At 69.9% G+C, this 19088-nt stretch carries 19 protein-coding genes and 1 pseudogene; 9 read left to right on the top strand and 11 right to left on the bottom strand.

The features are described from left to right. Positions 1–225 (bottom strand): annotated as a pseudogene (locus tag KDH83_RS10970) (hypothetical protein); the annotation flags it as partial. Between the two features lie 121 nt (positions 226–346). On the opposite strand from KDH83_RS10970, the gene KDH83_RS10965 reads away from it, so the two are divergent. Both KDH83_RS10965 and KDH83_RS10960 read left to right on the top strand, forming a co-directional pair. Next, positions 347–1420: an extracellular solute-binding protein gene (locus tag KDH83_RS10965; RefSeq protein ID WP_212315407.1), complete on the top strand. Its 1074-nt coding sequence runs from the start codon at positions 347–349 to the stop codon at positions 1418–1420. Positions 1421–1556: 136 nt separating this feature from the next. After that, positions 1557–2390, top strand: a complete 834-nt coding sequence (locus KDH83_RS10960) for an AraC family transcriptional regulator (protein ID WP_212315405.1) — start codon at positions 1557–1559, stop codon at positions 2388–2390. A gap of 54 nt (positions 2391–2444) precedes the next feature. Here KDH83_RS10960 and KDH83_RS10955 read toward each other — a convergent pair whose 3' ends face one another. The 5 genes from KDH83_RS10955 to KDH83_RS10935 all read right to left on the bottom strand — a co-directional run bounded on the left by KDH83_RS10955 (position 2445) and on the right by KDH83_RS10935 (position 8510). Next, entirely contained in the window at positions 2445–3725 is a 1281-nt protein-coding gene (locus KDH83_RS10955) for an amidohydrolase family protein (RefSeq protein ID WP_212315403.1), read from the bottom strand. Positions 3726–3889: 164 nt separating this feature from the next. Then, positions 3890–4840, bottom strand: coding sequence for an ABC transporter permease (locus KDH83_RS10950; protein ID WP_212315394.1), 951 nt, complete (start codon positions 4838–4840; stop codon positions 3890–3892). Positions 4841–4843: 3 nt separating this feature from the next. Next, positions 4844–5917 carry an ABC transporter permease gene (locus tag KDH83_RS10945; protein WP_212315392.1) on the bottom strand — a complete coding sequence of 358 codons (1074 nt, stop codon included), beginning with the start codon at positions 5915–5917 and terminating at the stop codon, positions 4844–4846. A 53-nt stretch (positions 5918–5970) separates the two neighbouring features. Next, the gene (locus KDH83_RS10940) at positions 5971–7497 is read right to left on the bottom strand and encodes an ABC transporter ATP-binding protein (protein ID WP_212315390.1); all 1527 of its coding nucleotides are present in this window, start codon (positions 7495–7497) and stop codon (positions 5971–5973) included. Continuing rightward, positions 7494–8510, bottom strand: coding sequence for a BMP family protein (locus tag KDH83_RS10935; protein WP_212315388.1), 1017 nt, complete (start codon positions 8508–8510; stop codon positions 7494–7496). The genes KDH83_RS10940 and KDH83_RS10935 overlap by 4 nt, the downstream gene beginning before the upstream one ends. 528 nt (positions 8511–9038) lie before the next feature. Between KDH83_RS10935 and KDH83_RS10930 the strand changes: the two genes are divergently transcribed. The 6 genes from KDH83_RS10930 (at position 9039) to KDH83_RS10905 (ending at position 13640) form a co-directional block, all read left to right on the top strand. Then, positions 9039–9950 carry a DedA family protein/thiosulfate sulfurtransferase GlpE gene (locus tag KDH83_RS10930; RefSeq protein WP_212315386.1) on the top strand — a complete coding sequence of 304 codons (912 nt, stop codon included), beginning with the start codon at positions 9039–9041 and terminating at the stop codon, positions 9948–9950. Positions 9951–10068: 118 nt separating this feature from the next. Next, positions 10069–10995 (top strand): 2-dehydropantoate 2-reductase, encoded by a 927-nt coding sequence (gene panE / locus KDH83_RS10925; protein WP_212315384.1) that lies wholly within the window; start codon positions 10069–10071, stop codon positions 10993–10995. A 253-nt stretch (positions 10996–11248) separates the two neighbouring features. Beyond that, complete coding sequence (locus tag KDH83_RS10920) at positions 11249–11860, top strand: NAD(P)-dependent oxidoreductase (RefSeq protein WP_212315382.1); 612 nt, start codon at positions 11249–11251, stop codon at positions 11858–11860. A 171-nt stretch (positions 11861–12031) separates the two neighbouring features. Next, a complete protein-coding gene (locus tag KDH83_RS10915) occupies positions 12032–12487 on the top strand; it encodes a nuclear transport factor 2 family protein (protein WP_212315380.1) in 456 nt (151 codons plus the stop codon). 44 nt (positions 12488–12531) lie between these two features. After that, positions 12532–13116, top strand: coding sequence for a flavin reductase family protein (locus tag KDH83_RS10910; protein ID WP_212315378.1), 585 nt, complete (start codon positions 12532–12534; stop codon positions 13114–13116). Then, positions 13113–13640 carry a nucleoside 2-deoxyribosyltransferase gene (locus tag KDH83_RS10905; RefSeq protein ID WP_212315376.1) on the top strand — a complete coding sequence of 176 codons (528 nt, stop codon included), beginning with the start codon at positions 13113–13115 and terminating at the stop codon, positions 13638–13640. The genes KDH83_RS10910 and KDH83_RS10905 overlap by 4 nt, the downstream gene beginning before the upstream one ends. 85 nt (positions 13641–13725) lie before the next feature. On the opposite strand, the gene KDH83_RS10900 is transcribed toward KDH83_RS10905, so the two are convergent. From KDH83_RS10900 to KDH83_RS10885, 4 genes are all read right to left on the bottom strand, one after another. After that, entirely contained in the window at positions 13726–14970 is a 1245-nt protein-coding gene (locus tag KDH83_RS10900) for a pyridoxal phosphate-dependent aminotransferase (RefSeq protein WP_212315374.1), read from the bottom strand. A gap of 22 nt (positions 14971–14992) precedes the next feature. Further along, positions 14993–15718 (bottom strand): amino acid ABC transporter ATP-binding protein, encoded by a 726-nt coding sequence (locus KDH83_RS10895; RefSeq protein WP_283093818.1) that lies wholly within the window; start codon positions 15716–15718, stop codon positions 14993–14995. Positions 15719–15801: 83 nt separating this feature from the next. Then, a complete protein-coding gene (locus KDH83_RS10890; RefSeq protein ID WP_212315372.1) occupies positions 15802–16476 on the bottom strand; it encodes an amino acid ABC transporter permease in 675 nt (224 codons plus the stop codon). Further along, the gene (locus tag KDH83_RS10885; protein ID WP_212315370.1) at positions 16473–17261 is read right to left on the bottom strand and encodes an ABC transporter substrate-binding protein; all 789 of its coding nucleotides are present in this window, start codon (positions 17259–17261) and stop codon (positions 16473–16475) included. Before KDH83_RS10885 ends, KDH83_RS10890 begins: the two co-directional genes overlap by 4 nt. A 261-nt stretch (positions 17262–17522) precedes the next feature. Between KDH83_RS10885 and KDH83_RS10880 the strand changes: the two genes are divergently transcribed. Continuing rightward, positions 17523–18407: a helix-turn-helix transcriptional regulator gene (locus tag KDH83_RS10880; protein ID WP_212315368.1), complete on the top strand. Its 885-nt coding sequence runs from the start codon at positions 17523–17525 to the stop codon at positions 18405–18407. On the opposite strand, the gene KDH83_RS10875 is transcribed toward KDH83_RS10880, so the two are convergent. Next, entirely contained in the window at positions 18340–18996 is a 657-nt protein-coding gene (locus tag KDH83_RS10875; protein ID WP_212315366.1) for a TetR/AcrR family transcriptional regulator, read from the bottom strand. The two genes, KDH83_RS10880 and KDH83_RS10875, sit on opposite strands and share 68 nt — an antisense overlap. Positions 18997–19088: the final 92 nt, after the last annotated feature.

The raw sequence follows: 19088 nt of genomic DNA, 5'->3' as shown, positions 1-19088 counted from the left end.
GTCCAGTATGCCGCCGGCGATGTTGCGGACGCGCACGCTGCCCTGGCGCCGAAACACGTCGGCGCCGCCCAGCTCGACCCAGGCTTCATGCACGCAGTTGACGTAGACCTCCAAGGGCTTGGCGGTATCGGATTCGAACAAAGGCCTGCGCTGTTCCACGCTGGACATGGTCATGCAGCCTGTCAGGGCGAAGGCGGCAACCAGAACGGCGATGTAAGGCTTCATGTGGTTCCTCCCCAGGAGGCCGCCACTATCGCCGGGGTGTGCCGTCCGGGTCAAGGCCGGCATTCCTGGCGTCATGTTTGCGGCAGTATTCTTTAGTCCGACGCACTCCGGAGTCACGATGATGAGCAAAAAGCAAGGCGGCCCCGTCCGCCTGGGCAAGGCGTTGCGGCTGCTGGCCGGCGCGGCCATGGCCGTCCTGCTCCCGGCCGTCGCCCCGGCCCAGCAAAAGACGTTGTACGTGGGCATGAACGGCGGCGGCATGGCCGAAGCCTATTCGCAGCACGTGTTTCCGGAGTTCGAGCGCGCCCAGGGCGTGCGGATCGAAGTGGTGCCGGGCACGTCCGCCGAGGTGCTGGCCCGCGCCCAGGCGCAGAAGGGCAAGCCCGGCATGCACCTGATGTTCCTGGATGACGGCGTCATGGTGCGAGCTGTCGCCGCCGGCCTGTGCCAGCCGCTCAGGGACGACCCGGTGCTGCGCGAGCTGTATCCCACTGCCGTCCGGCGCGACCGCAAGGCGGTGGGCCTGAACGTCGGCATGACCGGGCTGGGCTACAACACCCGCCTGTTCGCTCGCCAGGGTTGGGCGCCGCCCACGTCCTGGATGGACCTGGCCGACCCCCGGTACAAGGGCAAGGTGGTGATGCAGTCCGCCGCCGCCAGCACCTTCGGCCTGCATGCCTTCCTGATGTTCAACCGCATCCAGGGCGGCACCGATGCCGACACCGGCCCGGGCTTTCGCGCCTGGCCCGGTTCGGTCGGGGTCAATGTGCGGGAATACCTGCCTGACTCGGCCCGGCTGGGCGAGCTGGTCGAGGCCGATGAGGCCGCGCTGTTTCCGCTGTCGCCCACCGCCGTCATGCGCCTGAAACGGCTGGGCGTGCCGGTGGAGTACGCCGCGCCCAAGGAAGGCTCGGCGGTGCTGATGGTGGCCGAGTGCGTGGTGGCCCGCAACAGCGAGCCGGAACTGGCGCAGCAGCTGGCGCTGTACCTGCTGTCGGTGGAGGCGCAGGTCAAGGCGCTGGAGACGGGCGGGCTGTTCCCGTCGAACAAGAACGTCTCGCCGCCGCCCGACCATGTCGTGTCGTTCAAGCGCTTCCAGGGTTATATGACCAACGCCAAGATCGTGAACTGGGAGCGCATCAACGCCGACCGTCCCGCGTTCAACGCGCGCTGGAACAAGATGACCGTCCGCTAGCGCGCCGGCAATCCTCGCGGCGTTTCCGTGCTGGCGGGATGCCGCGATCCGGCGCTGGGGGCGCGCGCCGCCCGGCACGTGAAAATCGCAAAATCTGCAAATGGGCCGCCGCTACAGTGCGTTCCAAGGAGACCGCATGAAGCCCGAAACCCTGAACCAGTATGGCCAGCGTCTGGAACCCGTCCTGCGCTGGCTGGCGAGCCATCCCGATGCCGACCCGGACCTGTACCGGATGGCGGACCTGGCCTGTCTGTCGCCGTACCACTTCCATCGCGTCTACCGCGCCTTGATGGGAGAAACGGTGAATGCCACCGTGCAGCGCATCCGCATGCACCGCGCGGCGGTGGCGCTGGGGCGGCCCGAGGCTTCCTTGCGCGAAGTGGCGCAGCGCGCCGGCTATGAGTCGGACGCGGCGTTCAACCGGGCATTCGGCGCGACCTTCGGCATGTCGCCGGGGCGCTACCGGGCCGCCCGCTCCCGTCCCTTCGACCCACAGGAGCTAGGCATGTACCCCATCAAGATCGAAACCTTTCCCGGCGCCACGCTGGCGGTTCTGTCGCATCGCGGCAGCTACCAGGAGATCGGCCCGCTGTTCACCCGCGTCTTCATGCTGGCCGCCAGCCGCGGCCTGGCGCGGCCCGAATCGGTCGGCTACGGTGTGTACCTGGACGACCCCGAGCAGGTGCCGGCCAGCGAGCTGCGCTCCAAGGCCGGCATGTCGGTCGCGCCCGACGCCGACCTGGGCGACGAGCTGGAACGCTTCGAGATCCCGCAAGGCCGCTGCGCCATCCTGACCTATACCGGCCCGTACAACGAGATGGACAAGCCCTACAACTGGATGTTCTCGGAATGGCTGCCCGGCAGCGGCGAGGTGCCGGCGGACTTCCCCATGTTCGAGATGTACATGAACGACCCGCGCATCACGCCGCCGGCGGAATTGCAGACCTGCATCTGCATGCCGTTGAAGTAAGGCGGAGCGGTGTCGGGCGCATCCGGCGCGGCGTGGCCGCCGCGCCGGATGCGCTCAGCGGGCCGGCGTCTGGAAGCTGACCTGCGCGGGGCGGCCCGGCAGGTTCAGCGTGGCGGTGGCCGGCGGGGTTTCGGCGATGACTTCCCCAGCGCGCAGCACCATCAGGCGCGTGGCGCGCAGGCGCAGCGCCTCGACCGCGTCGCGCGCCTGCAGCAGCACCAGGTCGGCGCGCTTGCCCACCGCCAGGCCGGTGTCGTCCAGGCCCAGGATGCGGGCCGGGGTCGTGGTCACGGCCTCGAAACAGGCGCGCATGGCGTCCTGGCCCGTCATCTGTGCCACGTGCAGGCCCATGTGCGCGACCTCCAGCATGTCGCCCGAGCCCAGGCTGTACCAGGGATCCATCACGCAGTCGTGGCCGAAGGCCACCGGCACGCCGGCGGCCAGCAGCTCGGGCACGCGCGTCATGCCGCGGCGCTTGGGATAGCTGTCGTGGCGGCCCTGCAGCGTGATGTTGATGAGCGGGTTGGCGATGGCCGACACGCCGGCCTCGCGCATCAGCGGGATCAGCTTGGACACGTAGTAGTTGTCCATCGAGTGCATGGACGTCAGGTGCGAGCCGGTGACGCGGCCCTGCAGGCCCAGGCGCTGCGCATGGTAGGCCAGGGTCTCGATGTGGCGCGACAGCGGATCGTCGCTCTCATCGCAGTGCATGTCCACGCGCAGGCCGCGCTCGGCGGCCAGCTCGCACAGGAGGCGCACCGATTCCGCGCCGTCCTGCATGGTGCGCTCGAAATGCGGAATGCCGCCGACCACGTCCACGCCCATGTCCAGCGCGCGCTTGAGGTTGTCCAGCGCGCCGGGGGCGCGCAGCACGCCGTCCTGCGGGAAGGCGACCAGCTGCAGGTCCAGGTAGGGCTTGACCCGCTCGCGCACGTGCAGCAGCGCTTCCACCGCCAGCAGGCGCGGATCGCACACGTCCACGTGCGAACGGATCGCCAGCAGGCCGCGCGCCACGGCCCAGTCGCAATAGGCCAGCGCGCGCTCGACCAGCGCCTCCTGCGTCAGCAGCGGCTTGAGTTCGCCCCACAGCGCGATGCCTTCGAGCAGCGTGCCCGACTGGTTCACGCGCGGCAGCCCGAAGGACAGCGTCGAGTCCATGTGGAAGTGCGCGTCCACGAAAGGCGGCGACACCAGTTGGCCGGCCGCGTCGATGGTGCGCGCGGCCTCGGCCTTGAGCGCCGGCTCCAGCGCCGCGATGCGGCCCTGGGCGATGCCGATGTCGATGTCCTGGCGGCCGTCGGGCAGCGTGCAGCGTTTGATGATCAGGTCGAGCATGGTGGTTCCTCGCGGAAGATGTCAGTGGTTCATGGCGCTGCGTTTACCGTCGTCGCATGAACGAAGCGTCGCCCCATCGGGGTCGCACGGAGCCGGCTCTGCCGGTCCGTCGCGACGCCCCCTGGGGGGAAGCGCGCAGCGCTTCGGGGGGGCCTACACCCCCTCTAGCGTTCGCCCTTGCGGTAGGGTTTCATCAAGGCTTGCGGGTAGGCGGCGCGGCGCGCCATCACCACCAGGGCCAGGATGGAAAGCAGGTACGGCAGCATCAGGTATACCTGATACGGCAGCTCGGGCAGGCCCGGCAGCGCCGCCCCGCCCTGCTGCAGGCGCAGCTGCAGCGCGTCGAAGAAGGCGAAGATCAGCGCGCCCAGCAGCGCCTTGCCGGGACGCCACGAGGCGAACACCACCAGCGCCACGCAGATCCAGCCACGGCCGTTGACCATGTTGAAGAAGAAGGCGTTGAAGGCGGCCAGCGTCAGGAAGCTGCCGGCCACGCCCATCAGCGCCGAGCCGGCGACGATGGCGCCGATGCGCAGGCGGGTGACGGACAGGCCCTGGCCCTCGGCGGCGGCGGGATTCTCGCCCACCATGCGCACCGCCAGGCCCACCGGCGTGCGGTTCAGCACCCAGGCCAGCAGCGGCACCGCCGCCAGCGCCAGCAGCGTCATGGGCGTCTGGCCGGCCAGCACCGGGCCGATCACGGGTATGCCTGCCAGGAATTTCATCTCGGCGAAGGGCGTGATCGTGGGCGGCGTGTTCACGCTGGGGAAGGTGACGCGGTAGGCGAAGTAGCTCAGGCTGGTGGCCAGCAGCGTCACGCCCAGCCCCGATACGTGCTGCGACAGGCCCAGCGGCACGGTCAGCACGGCATGCAGCAGGCCGAACACGGCGCCGGCCAGCGCCGCCGCCAGCACGCCGACATACAGCGGCGCGCCCAGGTAGACCACCAGCCAGCCGGTGAAGGCGCCGGCGGCCATGATGCCCTCGATGCCCAGGTTCAGCACGCCGGCGCGCTCGCACAGCAGCACGCCCAGCGTGCCCAGGATGAGCGGCGTGGCCAGGCGCAGCACCGCGACCCAGAACGCCGAAGAACTCAGCAGATCCATCCATTCCATGATTCAGCCCCGGTTGCGGCGCAGGCGGTATTGCGCGAACAGCGTCGCCACCAGCATGGCCAGCAGCGAGGTGGCGACGATGACGTCGGCGATGTAGTTGGGCACGGCGATGGCGCGGCTCATGCTGTCGGCGCCGACCAGCATGCCGGCCACGAACACGCTGGCCAGGATCACGCCCAGCGGATGCAGGCCGGCCAGCATGGCGACCACCACGCCCGTGTAGCCGTAGCCCGGCGACATGTCCAGCGTGACGTAGCCGGTGCGGCCCGCCACCTCGATGGCGCCGGCCAGCCCGGCCAGCGCGCCCGACAACATGGCGGTGCCCAGCATCACGCGGCTGACCGGCAGCCCCAGGAAGCGCGAGGCGTGCGCGTTGGCGCCGACCGCGCGCATCTGGAAGCCGAACACCGTGTAGCGGTTCAGCAGCCACAGGCCCAGCGCCAGGCCGGCCGCCCACAACAGGCCGGTGTGGGCGCGGGTGCGCTCGATCAGCTTGCCCAGCTCCAGGTCGCCGTTCAGCGCCACCGACTGAGGCCAACCCATGGCCATCGGGTCCTTCATGGGACCGTCCAGCATCATGGAGACGAACAGCAGCACGATGAAGTTGCCCAGCAGCGTGGTCACCACCTCGTCCACGCCCAGCCGCGTCTTGAGCAGCGCGGGGATCAGCAGCAGCAGCGCGCCGGCCAGCGCGGCGGCCAGCATCATGCCGGCGAACAGCATGGGCACGGGCAGGTCGAAGCCGGTGCCGTCGTGCAGGCCGCCCACGGCCACGGCCGCCAGCGCGCCCAGGTACAGCTGGCCCTCGGCGCCGATGTTGTAGAAGCGCGCGCGGAAGGCCACCGCGCAGGCCAGGCCGGTCAGCATCAGCGGCGTGGCGCGGGTCAGGGTCTCGGACAGCGCGAAGCGCGAGCCGAAGGCGCCTTCGAACAGCAGCGCGTAGGTGCGCCCGACGGGCGCGCCGGCCCAGGCCACCAGCAGCGCGCAGACAGCCAGGGTGAAGAGGATGGCCGCGACGGGAGCCAGCGCCAGCGCAAGGCGGCTGGGCTCGGGGCGGCGTTCCAGGAGTAGTTTCATGCGTATGTTTGCTCGGTGATGGGTGGGAAGCGCGGGCCGGGGCGTGACCGGCCCTAGGCGCGCGTTCCCGTCATGGCCAGGCCCACGCTGGCCGGCGTCCATTGCGCGACCGGCTTGACGTCGACCAGCTTGCCGCCGCACAGCACGGCGATGCGGTCGGCCAGCGCGAAGATCTCTTCCAGGTCCTCGGACACCAGCAGCACGCCGGCGCCGCGTCGGCGGGCCGCCAGCAGCTGTTCGCGCACATAGGCCACGGCGCCGATGTCCAGGCCCCAGGTGGGCTGGTCGGCCACGATGAAGTCCGGCTCGCGGGCCAGCGTGCGGCCCAGGATCAGCTTCTGCATATTGCCGCCGGACAGGCTGCGGGTGCGCACGTCCAGCGAGGCGGCGCGCACGTCGAATTGCTTGGCCAGCGCCTGCGCGTAGGCGCGGCCGGCGCGCGCGCGGATCATGCCCCAGCGCGCGAAGCGCGGGTCGTTCAGGTCCTCGACGATGGCGTTTTCCCAGAGCGGGCTGTCGCCGATCATGCCTTCGCCGTGGCGGTCTTCCGGGATGCGGCCGACGCGCGCGGCGGTCCAGCCGGCGGGCGTGCGGGGCGCGGGGGCGCGCTCCGGTCCCAGCCGGATCGCGCCGTCGCTGGGCTGGCGCAGGCCGGTCAGCACCGACACCAGCGCCTGCTGGCCGTTGCCGGCCACGCCGGCGATGGCCACGATCTCGTGCCGGTGCACGGTCAGGTCCAGGCTGTCCAGGCGCGTGGCGCCGTCGCGGTCGCGCACCGTCACCTGCGACAGCGCGATCACCGGCGCCGCCTGCTCGGCGGCGGCCACGGCCTCGGCGTGCGGCATGGCGACCTTGCGGCCCACCATCAGCTCGGCCAGCTCGGCCGGCGTGGTGGCGGCGGTTTCGCGCTCGGCCACCAGCCTGCCCTGGCGCAGCACGGCCACGCGCCGCGACACCGCCATGACTTCGTCCAGCTTGTGCGAAATGAAGATGACGGCCAGGCCTTCGTCCACGAAGCCGCGCAGCGTGGCGAACAGGCCGTCGACTTCCTGCGGCGTCAGCACGGCGGTGGGCTCGTCCAGGATCAGGACGCGCGCGCCGCGGTACAGCGCCTTCAGGATTTCAACGCGCTGCTTCTCGCCCACCGACAGCGTGCCGACGCGCGCGTCGGGATCCACGCCCAGGCCGAAGCGCTGGCCCAGCTCGACCAGCTTGCGGCGGGCCTGGCGCCGCCCGGAAGCCAGCTTCCACAGCGATTCCGTGCCCACCATGATGTTGTCCAGCACGGTCAGGTTGTCGGCCAGCGTGAAGTGCTGGTGCACCATGCCGACCCCCGCGGCCAGCGCCGCGTCGGGCCGGCCCGGCGGCAAGGGCTGGCCGAAGACCTCGATGGCGCCGGCGTCGGCCACGTAGTGGCCGAACAGGATCGACACCAGCGTGGACTTGCCGGCGCCGTTCTCGCCCAGCAGGGCCAGCACCTCGCCCTGTCCGAGCGTGAGCGAGATGTCGTCGTTGGCCGTCAGGCTGCCGAAGCGCTTGGTGATCCCCGTCAGTCGCAGGGCGAGCGGCGCCGGGCTCATCGCGCGGAGGACTTGGGTTCTTTGTCGTTGACCTTGACGCTGAAGCTGCCGTCCAGGATGGCCTTCTGTTTGGCTTCCACCTTGGCGATCAGGTCGGCCGGGATCTTGCCGGCGAAGGTGCCCAGCGGCGCCAGCGACGAGCCCTTGTGCTTCATCAGCGAGTACTGGCCGTAGTCGTCGGCCTTGAAGGCGCCGGCCTTGACCTGCTTGAGCGCCTCGTCGATGGTCGGCTCCATGCTCCACAGGGCCGAGGCCACCACGGTCTCGGGGTACTGGGGCTGGGTGTCGATCACGTTGCCGATGGCCAGCTTGCCGCGTTCCTTGGCGGCGTCCGACACGCCGAAGCGTTCGGCGTAGAGCACGTCGGTGCCCTTGTCGATCATGGCGAAGGCGGCTTCCTTGGCCTTCGGGGGATCGAACCAGGAGCCGATGAAGGTGACGGTGAACTCGGCCTTGGGATTGATCTCGCGCGCGCCCTCGATGAAGGCCTGCATCAGGCGGTTCACTTCGGGGATGGGGTAGCCGCCCACCAGGCCGATCTTGCCGGTCTGGCTCATGCCGGCCGCGATCATGCCGGTCAGGTAGGCCGGTTCCTGGATGTAGTTGTCGAACACCGCGAAGTTGGGCTGCTGCGGCTTGCCCGAGGAACCCATCAGGAAGGCGGTCTGCGGATAGTCCTTGGCCACCTTGCGCGCCGCGGCCTCGACCGCGAAGGCCTCGCCCACCACCAGCTTGTTGCCCTGCTCGGCGTACTGGCGCATGACGCGCTCGTAGTCGGCGTTGGTGACGTTCTCGGAGAACGCGTAGTCGATCTCGCCGCGGTCGCGGGCGGCGGTCAGCGCCTTGTGGATGCGCGAGACCCACTGCTGTTCGACCGGCACCGTGTAGATGGCGGCGACCTTGACCTTGGCGGGCGCCTGGGCCTGGACCGTGCCGGCCAGCATCAGCGCGCCGGCGGCGGCGGCCAGCTTGAGCAGGCCGCGGCGGGCGGACGAGGGGATTAGGGAGTTCATGCGTGGGGCTCCTTCGCGGGGATGGACGGGAATGGGGAAAGGACGCGATCGCCGCGCGCGCGGCCCCTCGCCGCCCGATGGCTGCGGCCGCCGGCGGACGAGCCGGGGCGAGCGGGCGGATGCGTGGTCTTGGGATCGGTCATCGGATGGGGCGCAGGCAGGCGCGCCCATCCGAACGGTCGGGTTCGCGGCCTGCCATGGCGAAGCAATTTGTATGCCATGCGGCGTTCCCGCGGCAAGTCGGGGAAACCTGATGGCCGGGCAGGATTATAGGCACGCCGGCGGGGATTGTCGGCACCACCTTGGTGCGGCTTTGCAGGTGGTGGACGGCGGCGCGTTCAAATCCTGGCGCGCCGCGCAATGCTGTGTTCCACCGGCCCGGGCTGGCAAGGCCGCCCGGGCCGCCTAAAATTCCGGCGCGGGCGCGCGCGTTTGGCGTCGCCCCGCTGTGCCGGACCGGGCCAGCCCCTCGCGGGGCGGCCAGTCCCTGAACCCGGCCGCGCGCCGCGCGGCCCGTCGGAAGACACGATGCAAGACATACAGTTGCTGCTGGAGCAGTACGGCGCCTGGCTGGTGTTCGGAAACGTCCTGATCGAACAGGCCGGCCTGCCCGTGCCCGCCTATCCCATGCTGATCGCCGCCGGCGCGCTGGCCGGCACGGCAGGCTGGCTGGCGCCGTGGATCGCGGCCACGCTGGCCTGCCTGCTGGCCGACAGCCTCTGGTACCTGGCGGGCCGGCGCTACGGTTCGCGCCTGTTGGGCGTGGTCTGCAAGCTGTCGCTGTCGCAGGATTCCTGCATCCGCCAGACGCAGCGGCTGTACCTGCGCGTCGGCGTGCGCGCGCTGCTGGTGTGCAAGTTCCTGCCGGGCGCGGGCGCGCTGTCCACCGTCATGGCCGGCCTGACCGGCACCGGCTTGCGCCGTTTCCTGCTGTACGACCTGGTCGGCGCGATGATCTGGGCCGGCTCGGCCCTGCTGCTGGGCGGCCTGTTCCATGGCGTGGTCAACGACGTGCTGGACCTGTTGGCGAACTATGGCGCCATGGGCCTGGGCCTGCTGGCCGCGCTGCTGGCGCTGTACATCATCGTGCGCGCGCTGCGCCGCTGGGTGCTGGTGCGCAAGCTGCGCGTGATCCCGAGGCTGTCGGTCGACGAGCTGATGCGCTGGCGCCAGGACGGCCGCCAGGCGCTGGTGTTCGACGTGCGGCCCGAGGCCCAGCGCGACGCCCAGCGCATTCCCGGCGCCATCGCGGTGGACCTGCGCGCGCCGCTGCCGCCGCTGGAGGCGGACGCGCAGGACGCCGACATCGTGGTCTATTGCGCCTGCCCCAACGAGGTCTCGGCCGCGATGCTGGCCCGGCGGCTGCGCGCCGCCGGCTATCGCCGCACCTGGGCGCTGCGCGGCGGCTACGAGGCCTGGGCGCGCCACGCGCAGCCCTGAACGCCAGCCCGTGATTTCGGTCCGTGGCTTTGGCCCGTGGCTTCAGCCGGGCCGCGGCCGCGCGCATAATGTCCGCGTTCGCCCGCAAGACTTGCGGGCTGCCAGACAGGAGACAGACATGCGCTTGTTGTTCTTGGGCGCCGGCGGCACCGGCGGCTACTTTGGCGGACGCGCGGCCCAGGCCGGCGCGGACGTGACCTTCCTGGTGCGCGAGCCGCGCGCGGCGCGCCTGCGCGAGCAGGGGCTGCGCATCCGCAGCCCGCTGGGCGACGCCGTGGTGCATCCCAAGCTCGCCACCAGCCAGACGCTGGACGGCGCCTACGACGTGGTGGTGTTGAGCTGCAAGGCCTATGACCTGGCCAGCGCCATCGAGGCCATCCGCCCGGCCGTGGGGCCGGACACGGCGGTGCTGCCCATCATGAACGGCGTGCTGCAATACGAGGTGCTGGACCGCGAGTTCGAGGCGCGGCGCGTGCTGGGCGGGCTATGCCAGATCAACGCCACCCTGGGGCCGGACGGCGAGGTCGTGCACCTGGGCAAGTTCGCCAGCATCGTGTTCGGCGAACGCGCCGGCCCGGCCCGCAGCGCGCGCTGCGAGGCCTTGGCGCAGGCGCTGGCCGGCGGGGAATTCAGCAGCCGCCTGAGCGACAACATCCACCAGGACGTGTGGGAAAAATACGTATTCCTGACCACGCTGGCGGCCGGCACCTGCCTGATGCGCGGGCCGGTGGGCCGGATCGCCGCCACCGACGACGGCGCCGACATCCTGCGCGCCCTGCTGCGCGAATCGCAGGCCGTGGCGGCCGCGTCCGGGCATGCGGTGCGGCCCGAGGCCGACGCCTCGGTGCTGAAGATCCTGACCGACACCAGCCAGCCCATGACCGCGTCCATGTTCCGCGACCTGAGCCAGGGCCTGCCGGTCGAGGCCGACCACATCGTCGGCGACATGGTGCGCCGCGCCGCCACGCTGGGCGTGGACGCGACCTATCTGCGCGTGGCCTACGCGCATCTGCAGGTCTATCAGGCGCAGCGCGCGGCGGGTTGACGCGGCCGCGGTGGCGCCGCTGTTCAAGCGCCGCCGCCCGGCGCACACTGTGGCCATGCGCCGCGCGCGGTTCGCGGCGCGGGTCGGCGGCGCATTCGCCGGCATTGGTGCGCGGATTGCAAAGAACTCGTCCGTTCCGGTGGGTTTTTCCCATCGATTCGACCGAATAGCATGGTGTTGCCTGAACCGCGGCGGGGCTTACGGACAGTCCGCAAGGCAAGCGCGCCCGGTTCCTACTGACAGGAGCAAGACCATGAAAATCGCATTGATCGGCATTACCGGCCGCGTGGGTTCGCGCGTTGCTGACGAATTGCTCAAGCGCGGACACCAGGTGACCGGCATCGCCCGCAACCTGGGCGACGTCAACCCCCAGCCCGGCCTGACCGTCAAGCAGGGTGACGCCACCGATCCGCAGGGCCTGACCGCGCTGCTGGTTGGCCACGACGCCGTGGTCAGCGCCTCGCGCTTCGTCTCATCCGACGCCAAGCCGCTGATCGCAGCGGTCAAGGACGCCGGCGTGCCGCGCCTGCTGGTGGTCGGCGGCGCGGGCAGCCTGCAGGTGGCGCCCGGCAAGATGCTGATCGACACCCCCGAGTTCCCCGACGCCTACAAGCCCGAGGCCCGCGCCGGCGTGGTGTTCCTGGACGCGCTGCGCCAGGAGAAGGTGCTGAACTGGACCTTCCTGTCGCCGTCCGCGCTGTTCGAGCCGGGCGAGCGCACTGGCAAGTTCCGCCTGGGCGATGACGTGCTGCTGGCCGACGACGAGGGCAAGAGCTGGATCTCGATGGAAGACTACGCCATCGCGCTGGCCGACGAGATCGAGACGCCCCGGCATACACGCCGCCGTTTCACCGTCGGATACTGATCCTTTCCGCCCGGGCAGGCTGCCCGGAACGGAGCCGGCCCGCCCAATGGCGGGCCATTGTCGTTTTGACGCCCGATTTCCCCGGGCGCTGGCGGGAAATGGGCCGGGACGCCGTCTTTTATTTGTAAACTGGCGAACCGCCAGCCGATGTCCTGACTTGAGTCGTTTCGTATGCGTATCCCCTTGAAATCCTTGGCTTTCTGTACGCTGCTGGTCGCCGGCGGCCTGGCGCTGTCGCCCGCGTTCGCCGCGCCGCAGTCCAACAAGGAGATCGCGGTGGCCTTTTTCCGCATGATGTTCCTGGACCGCGACGTCGACGAGGCGGTGCGCCTGTACGTGGGCGACAAGTACGTGCAGCACAATCCCTACATGCCCGACGGCGTCGGCCCCACGCAGGATTACTTCCCGGCGTATTTCGAGCAGCATCCGCAGGCCGTCGTCGAGATCAAGCGCGTGATCGCCGAGGGCGAGCTGGTCATGATCCACAACCTGTGGAAGGACACGCCCGAAGACCGCGGCCAGGCCGTGGTGGACATCTTCCGCCTCGAGAACGGCAAGATCGTCGAGCACTGGGACGTGAGCCAGGACATTCCCGAAAACCCCGCCAACAAGAACGGCATGTTCTAGGCGCAGGCGCGTCCCGAGCTGCCGGCGTTCCAAGCGAGTCCAGCGTGTCCCATGCGCCCGATATCCAGCCCGTCGAACTGTCCCGTTCCTACCTGCTGCTGAACCACGGCCCCACGGTGCTGGTCACCAGCGCCCACGGCGACCGGCGCAACGTCATGGCGGCGGCCTGGGCCATGCCGCTGGACTTCAACCCCGCCCGCATGCTGGTGGTGGTGGACAAGAACACCCATACGCGCACGCTGATCGACGCTTCCGGCGAATTCGCGCTGTGCATCCCGTCGCGCGAGCAGGCGCGGGCCACGCTGAAGGTCGGCACGGACTCCGGCCGCGACGAGGACAAGTTCCAGGCCAGCGGCCTGGCCACCTTCCCCGCCAGCAAGATCGGCGCGCCGCTGGTCGCGGGCTGCCTGGGCTGGCTGGAATGTAAGGTGCTGCCCGAGCCGCACAACCAGCAGGCCTACGACCTGTTCATCGGCGAGGTCGTGGCCGCCTGGGCCGCGCCCGATGTGTTCTCGGGCAATCGATGGCACTTTCCTTCCGAGGGCCGCCGCTCGATCCATTACCTGGCCGGCGGCTCGTTCTTCGCCACCGGCGAGGGCTTTTCCGTGTCCGAACCGGAGCCGTCATGAGCGGCGCGCGGCCCGCCGTCTACCTGGCCGGTTTCGACGTGTTCCTGCCGGACGCGGCGGCGCAGGGCGAGCGGCTCAAGGCATTGGCCGCCCGGCACGGCTTTGACGGCCTGTTCCCGCTGGACAACCAGACGCCGCCCGGCCTGACCGGCGCGGCGCTGGCGCAGTGGATCTATCGCGCCAACGTGGCCATGATCCAGCGCGCGGACCTGGTCATGGCCAACCTGAATCCGTTCCGTGGCGCCGAGCCTGATTCGGGCACGGCCTTCGAGGTGGGCTACGCCATCGCCTGCGGCAAGCCGGTATGGGCGTACACCGCGCAGGCGGATTCGCTGATCGCGCAGGTGGCGGTCGGCACGGCGGACACGCCCGCCCGCGCCATTGATGCGCAGGGATACACGGTCGAGGACTTCGGCCTGAATCTCAACCTGATGCTGGCCTGCAGCGCTCGCGTCGTGATCGGCGATGCCGCCGACTGCCTGGCGCGGATGGCGGCCGAGCGCGCGGGACGGCCCGAGGGCTGAACGGTCCGCGCGTCCGCATTTGCGTTGGCGTTTGCGTTTGCGTTCGCGTGGGTCCGGTCTGGCCGGATCGTGCGAGGCGGCCTCGCTATGTCCGGCGTTGCGTCAGGAAGCGGCGCAGCCGGCTCAATCCTTCTTCCAGGCGTTCAGGGCTGGTGGCATGGCACCAGCGCAGCCATGCCGACGCTTCCGGGCCAAAGGCCGCGCCGGGGGCCAGGCCCAGGCCGGTCTGTTCCACCAGTTGCCGTGCGAGCAGCGCGGAGTCGGTCGCGCCCGCCATCCGGAAGAACACATACATTGCGCCGCCGGCATCGGGCGCCTCGATGCCGGGCAAGCCGCGCAGCGCGTCGGTCAGCAGCGCGCGGGTTCGCGCCAGCTGCGCACGCAGCGCCGCCACCGTGGCCTCGCCGTGTTCCAGCGCCGCCGTCGCCGCCCGCTGCACGGGATCGAAGACGCAGGAGCTGTTGTATTCGATCAGCTTGGCCAGATCGCCCGTCAGCGACGCGGGCACGACCATCCAGCCGACGCGCCATCCGGTCATGGACCAGGCCTTGGAGAAACTGTTGACCGAGATGACGCGGTCATCGGGCGCGCAGTGCCTGAGGAAGGACGGCGCCGAGGCCTGCCCGGGGTCGTAGAGCAGGCGTTCGTAGACGTCGTCGCAGAGAATCCAGATGCCATGCTGGCGGCAATGCCGCAGGATGGGCGCGATGTCGTCGGCCGCGATGGTCCAGCCCGTGGGGTTGTTGGGCGAGTTGAGCAGCAGCAGACGGGTGCCGGGCCTGAGCGCCTGCAGCAGCCCGGGCACGTCCAGCGTCCATCGGCCGTCCGTCACCGACAGCGGGTAGCGCTGCGTGCGGGCGCCGAGGATGCGGGGAATCTCGGTCAGGTTGGGCCAGAGCGGGGTGACGGCGACGACGCGGTCGCCCGGCTCGAGCAGCAGCTGCGCGGCCAGCATGATGCCCGACACCCCTGACCCGCTGACTGCGATGCGTTCCGTGCCGATATCCACGCCGTGCAGCGCGCTCAGGTAGCGGGACAGGGCGTGGCGCAGATAGGGCCGGCCCAGGTTCTCGCCGTAGCGGGTTTCGCCCCGCGCCAGCGACAGGCTGGCGGCTGCGCGGATGACGCCCACGGTCGGGCTGTCGGATTCGCCGAACCAGAAGGGCAGCACGTCTGCGCGGTGCATCGCCGCGTTCGCCAACTGCCGGATCGGCGATGCCGTCAGCGCCTGCACCGTGGCGCGCGGCAGGGGCTGCGGAGACTGGCTTGGGCGTGGGCTTGGGCTTGGGCTTGGGGCCAGGTCCTGGACCGGGCGTGGATCGTGGGGCATGGGCAGGACTCGTGTGGAAGGCTCAGGCGGACATGCCGCCGCGTCCGCGCGTGGCGGTATGGATGAAGGCCCGGGCGCGGTCCGTGGCGGGGTTCGTGAAAAACGTCTCGGGCGGCGCGATTTCCACGATGCGGCCCTGCTCCATGAACACGACACGATCTGCCACCTTGCGCGCGAAGGACATTTCATGGGTCACGATCAGCAGCGTGGCGCCGGTCCTGGCGATGTCCTGGATCACGTCCAGCACTTCCTGCACCATTTCCGGGTCCAGCGCCGACGTGGGCTCGTCGAACAGCAGCAGTTCGGGCTGCATGGCCAGCGCCCGCGCGATGGCGACGCGCTGTTGCTGTCCGCCCGACAGCTGGCCCGGCCGCTTGTGCTGGTGGGCCCGCAGGCCCACGCGTTCCAGCAGGGCCTCTGCCCGCGCCGTGGCCTCGGGCCAGGACAGGCCGCGCACGCGCACCGGCGCCAGCGCCACGTTCCTGAGCGCGCTCATGTGCGGGAACAGGTTGAACTGCTGAAACACCATGCCGACCTCGGCGCGCACGCGCGCCAGGTGCCGGTCGTCGCGCACCGCGATGCCGTCGACCTCGACGCTGCCGCCGTCATAGGTTTCCAGCAGGTTCACGCAGCGCACCAGCGTCGACTTGCCGGACCCGGACGGGCCGATGAGGGCGACGACCTCGCCCCGGGCCACGTCCAGGTCGACGCCGTCCAGCGCGGCGAACGCGCCGTAGCGTTTTTCCAGCCGTCGCAGGCGCAGCAGCGGGGGCGGGTTCGAGGCCGCCGCTGCGTCGGCATTTTGCGGCGCGGGGCGATGTGGGATGTGCACTATCGGGCTCCTCGGCGGCTGGCGCGGTTCTCGATGGCGCTGACCACGCGCACCAGCGGCAGCAACAGCAGCAGGTACAGCATGGCCGCGCCGATCAGCGGCGTGGGATTGGCGTAGTAGGCCTGCGCCTGCGTGGCCTGCTTGAGCAGGTCCGGCATGGCCACCACCGAGGCCAGCGCGGTGTCCTTGATCAGGCTGATCGCGATGCCGGTCCCGGGCGGGATGGTGAAGCGGATCGCTTGCGGCAGCACGATGTCGGTCATCATCCGGGGCCAGGACAGGCCCAGCGCGCGGGCGGCCTCGACCTGGCCGGCGGGAACGGCCTCGATGCCGGCGCGGAAGGTCTCGGCGATATAGGCGGACGCCACCAGTGACAGCGCGGCGGTCGCGGCCCAGAACGGCGGCAGCCGCAGGCCGACGAAGGGCAGCGCGTAGTAGACGATCACCAGCAGCACCAGCAGGGGAATCGCCCGCAGCACGTCGATCAGCGCGATGGCGGCCCAGCGCAGCGGCTTGACCGCATACAGGCGCAGCACGACCAGCAGCAGCCCGAGCGCGGTCGCCAGGACCAGGCTGGTGGCGCCCAGCAGCGCCGTCAGCCGGAAGCCGGCCAGCAGCGAGCCGAGGGAATCGGCCAGCACGCCGGCATTGAAGAAGGTGTCGGCCAGGTTCATTGCACGGCCGGAATGGCTTCGATCTTCACCGTGCTGGAATCCGGGCCGGCCTCGGCGTTGAACCATTTGCGGTACAGGCCGGGCAGCGAGCCGTCGGTCTTCATGCGGCCGATTTCCTGGTTGATCGCGTCCAGCAGCGGGCTGGCCTTGGGCAGCATCAGCGCGTTCCTGTCGCCGGTCGCCACTTCGTGGATGATGGAGAACTGCGGCTTGTCGCGGATGTACCAGGCCATGATCGGGCAGTCGTTGATGCTTGCGGCGGTGCGCTGCGAGGCCAGGTCCATCATCGGTTCGATATTGCCGTCGTAGCGCCGGATTTCCTTGTAGGCGTGTTCCTGCTGGGACCGGGCGGCCCAGATCTCGCCCACCGTGCCGGTGATGACGCCGACATCCCGCCCCTTGAGCTGTTCCACGCGCTTGACGGGGCCGTCCGACAGCGCGGCCACGCACTGGTTGGAATCGATGATGGGCTGGGTGAAGGCGACGTTCTCGAGCCGCTTGGCGGTGATGGTGATGGCGCCCAGGGCAACGTCGGCGCGGCCGGATTGCACGGCCGCGAACAGCATGTTGAACGGCATCGACGAGAATTCGACCGATTTGTTCAGGCGCCGGGCCACGGCCTGGATCACCTCGACCTCGAAGCCGGTCAGCTTGCCGTTGCGGTCTTCGAATTCGAAGGGCGGATTGCCCTGGTTGACCGCGACGCGAAGGTCGGCCGCGAGGCTGGCGGTGGCGGCCAGGGAAAGGCAGGCCGCCACGGCGGGCGTGGTCCAGATGCTGTTCATACCGTCTCCTTGGGAAGCGCGCTTGTCGTTGTGGTGACAGCGACCTTAGCAAGCGGGCATGGGAGCGGTAATCCCCTGTTGGGGGGATGGCGCGCGCGGGTCGTGCAAGCGGCGCGGCGTCGCGACCGCATGAAGAATCGGACGAATGAACGGCGGCGGATCCACGGGTGGATCTATTTGCGTCACCCGCGGCATTGCCGCCCCTGCCGCGATTTGGCATGCTCGGGAATCCGCGAATCCATCCCGCGCCGGAGGCCCCGCATGTCCGCCGTGATGACCATCGATCACATGAGCCAGCTCGTCGACGCCCTGGACCGGCAGGACTTCCCGGCCTTGCTGCTGGAGCGCCTGGAAACGCTGGTGCCGTTCGACCTGTATGCGGTGTTCTTCTACGACGGGGAAGCCGCGCCCGCCTGCCTGCACAGCAATTTCCCGCCCGGCGCGCCGGAACGCTCGCTGCATCGCTACTCGGGCGGCACGTTCCGCTATCACCCGTTCTTCCAGCATCACCTGCGGGGCATCGAAAGCGGCGTCCATTTCCTGCCCGAGCTGTGCCGCTCGACCTTCCTGCGCCGGCCCGAGCGCGATTGCGACAGCATCCGGCTGAGCCGCGACGAAGAGATCGGCTATCTGACCCGGGACTTTCCCGCCACGCTGAAGGAACTGGACCTGAGCGTGCGCCTGGCCGGCGCGCGCACCTTGCAGGTGGGCCTGTATCGTCATGGCGGCGCGCGGTTCACCCGCGACGAGGCCGCGCGGCTGGATGGCGTGTTCCCGCTGGTCCAGTCGCTGTTCAGGCGGCATCTGGCCTCATGGCTGGCGGAACGCGAATGCGCGTCGCGGGACGGCCTGCGCCTGGCCGGCATGCGCGGCTTGCGGGAAAGGCTGTCGCCGCGCGAGGCCGAGATCGTCGGCCTGATCCTCAAGGGCTATTGCTCCAAGGAGATCGCGCAGAAGCTCAAGATCGGCATCGAGACCGTCAAGACGCATCGCAAGAATGCCTATGCGAGGCTGGACGTGTCGAGCGCGCCGGAACTGGCGTCGCGCTTCCTGGATACGCTGGCGGCAGCGGCCTGTCTCAGCCCGCCTTGCGCGGCGCGGCCCGCTTGCGGGCTGCCGGCGCCGGCACGCTCAGATAGCCCATGATGGCGTCCGCCACGGCCTGTTCCAATTGCGCCGGCGAGAAGCCGGCCGGCGGTTCCAGCGCGGCCGCGTGCACCAGCGATTCCATGATGCGCAGCACCACATAGGTGGCCAGGTCGCGGTCCGGCTGCGCGATCTCGTCGCGGTGGAACTCCAGCAGGTGCCGCATGCGGCGGTGGATGTCCTGGTCGGCGAGGCTGTGCTCGCGCGGCTGGTCAAAGAGCGGGAACTCGCGCTCCAGCACGCGGTGCAGCGCCGGTTCCAGCAGGTGCGCGCCCAGCATGGCGCCGACGATGGCGGCGACCCGGTCGCGCAGCGTGGCGGCGGGATTGGCCTCCAGCGTCTGGTCGATCAGGTCCAGCATCTGCCGGTCGTGGCGGTCGTGCAGGGCGGCGATCAGCGCGTTCTTGTTCGGGAAGTACTGGTACAGCGAACCCACGCTCACGCCCGCGGTTTCGGCGATCAGGTTGGTGTTGGTGCCTGCGTAGCCATGTTCGGCCAGCACGCGGGCGGTGGCTTGCAGGATGGCGTCGACGGTCTGTTGCGAGCGCTGCTGGCGCGGCGCTTTTCGGGGCTGCGGGATGGATGTCATGAAGGCCGGGTGATGCGTGTATCTAATGCGAGCTGTGGCTCATTAAATTTTTCTGTGCCCGCGGGGCGCGCGAGTCCCGGAATTATGCCATC

Source organism: Achromobacter sp. Marseille-Q0513, assembly GCF_018195695.1.
Taxonomy (GTDB): domain Bacteria; phylum Pseudomonadota; class Gammaproteobacteria; order Burkholderiales; family Burkholderiaceae_B; genus Achromobacter.
This window is presented reverse-complemented; position numbering and strand designations above follow the sequence as displayed.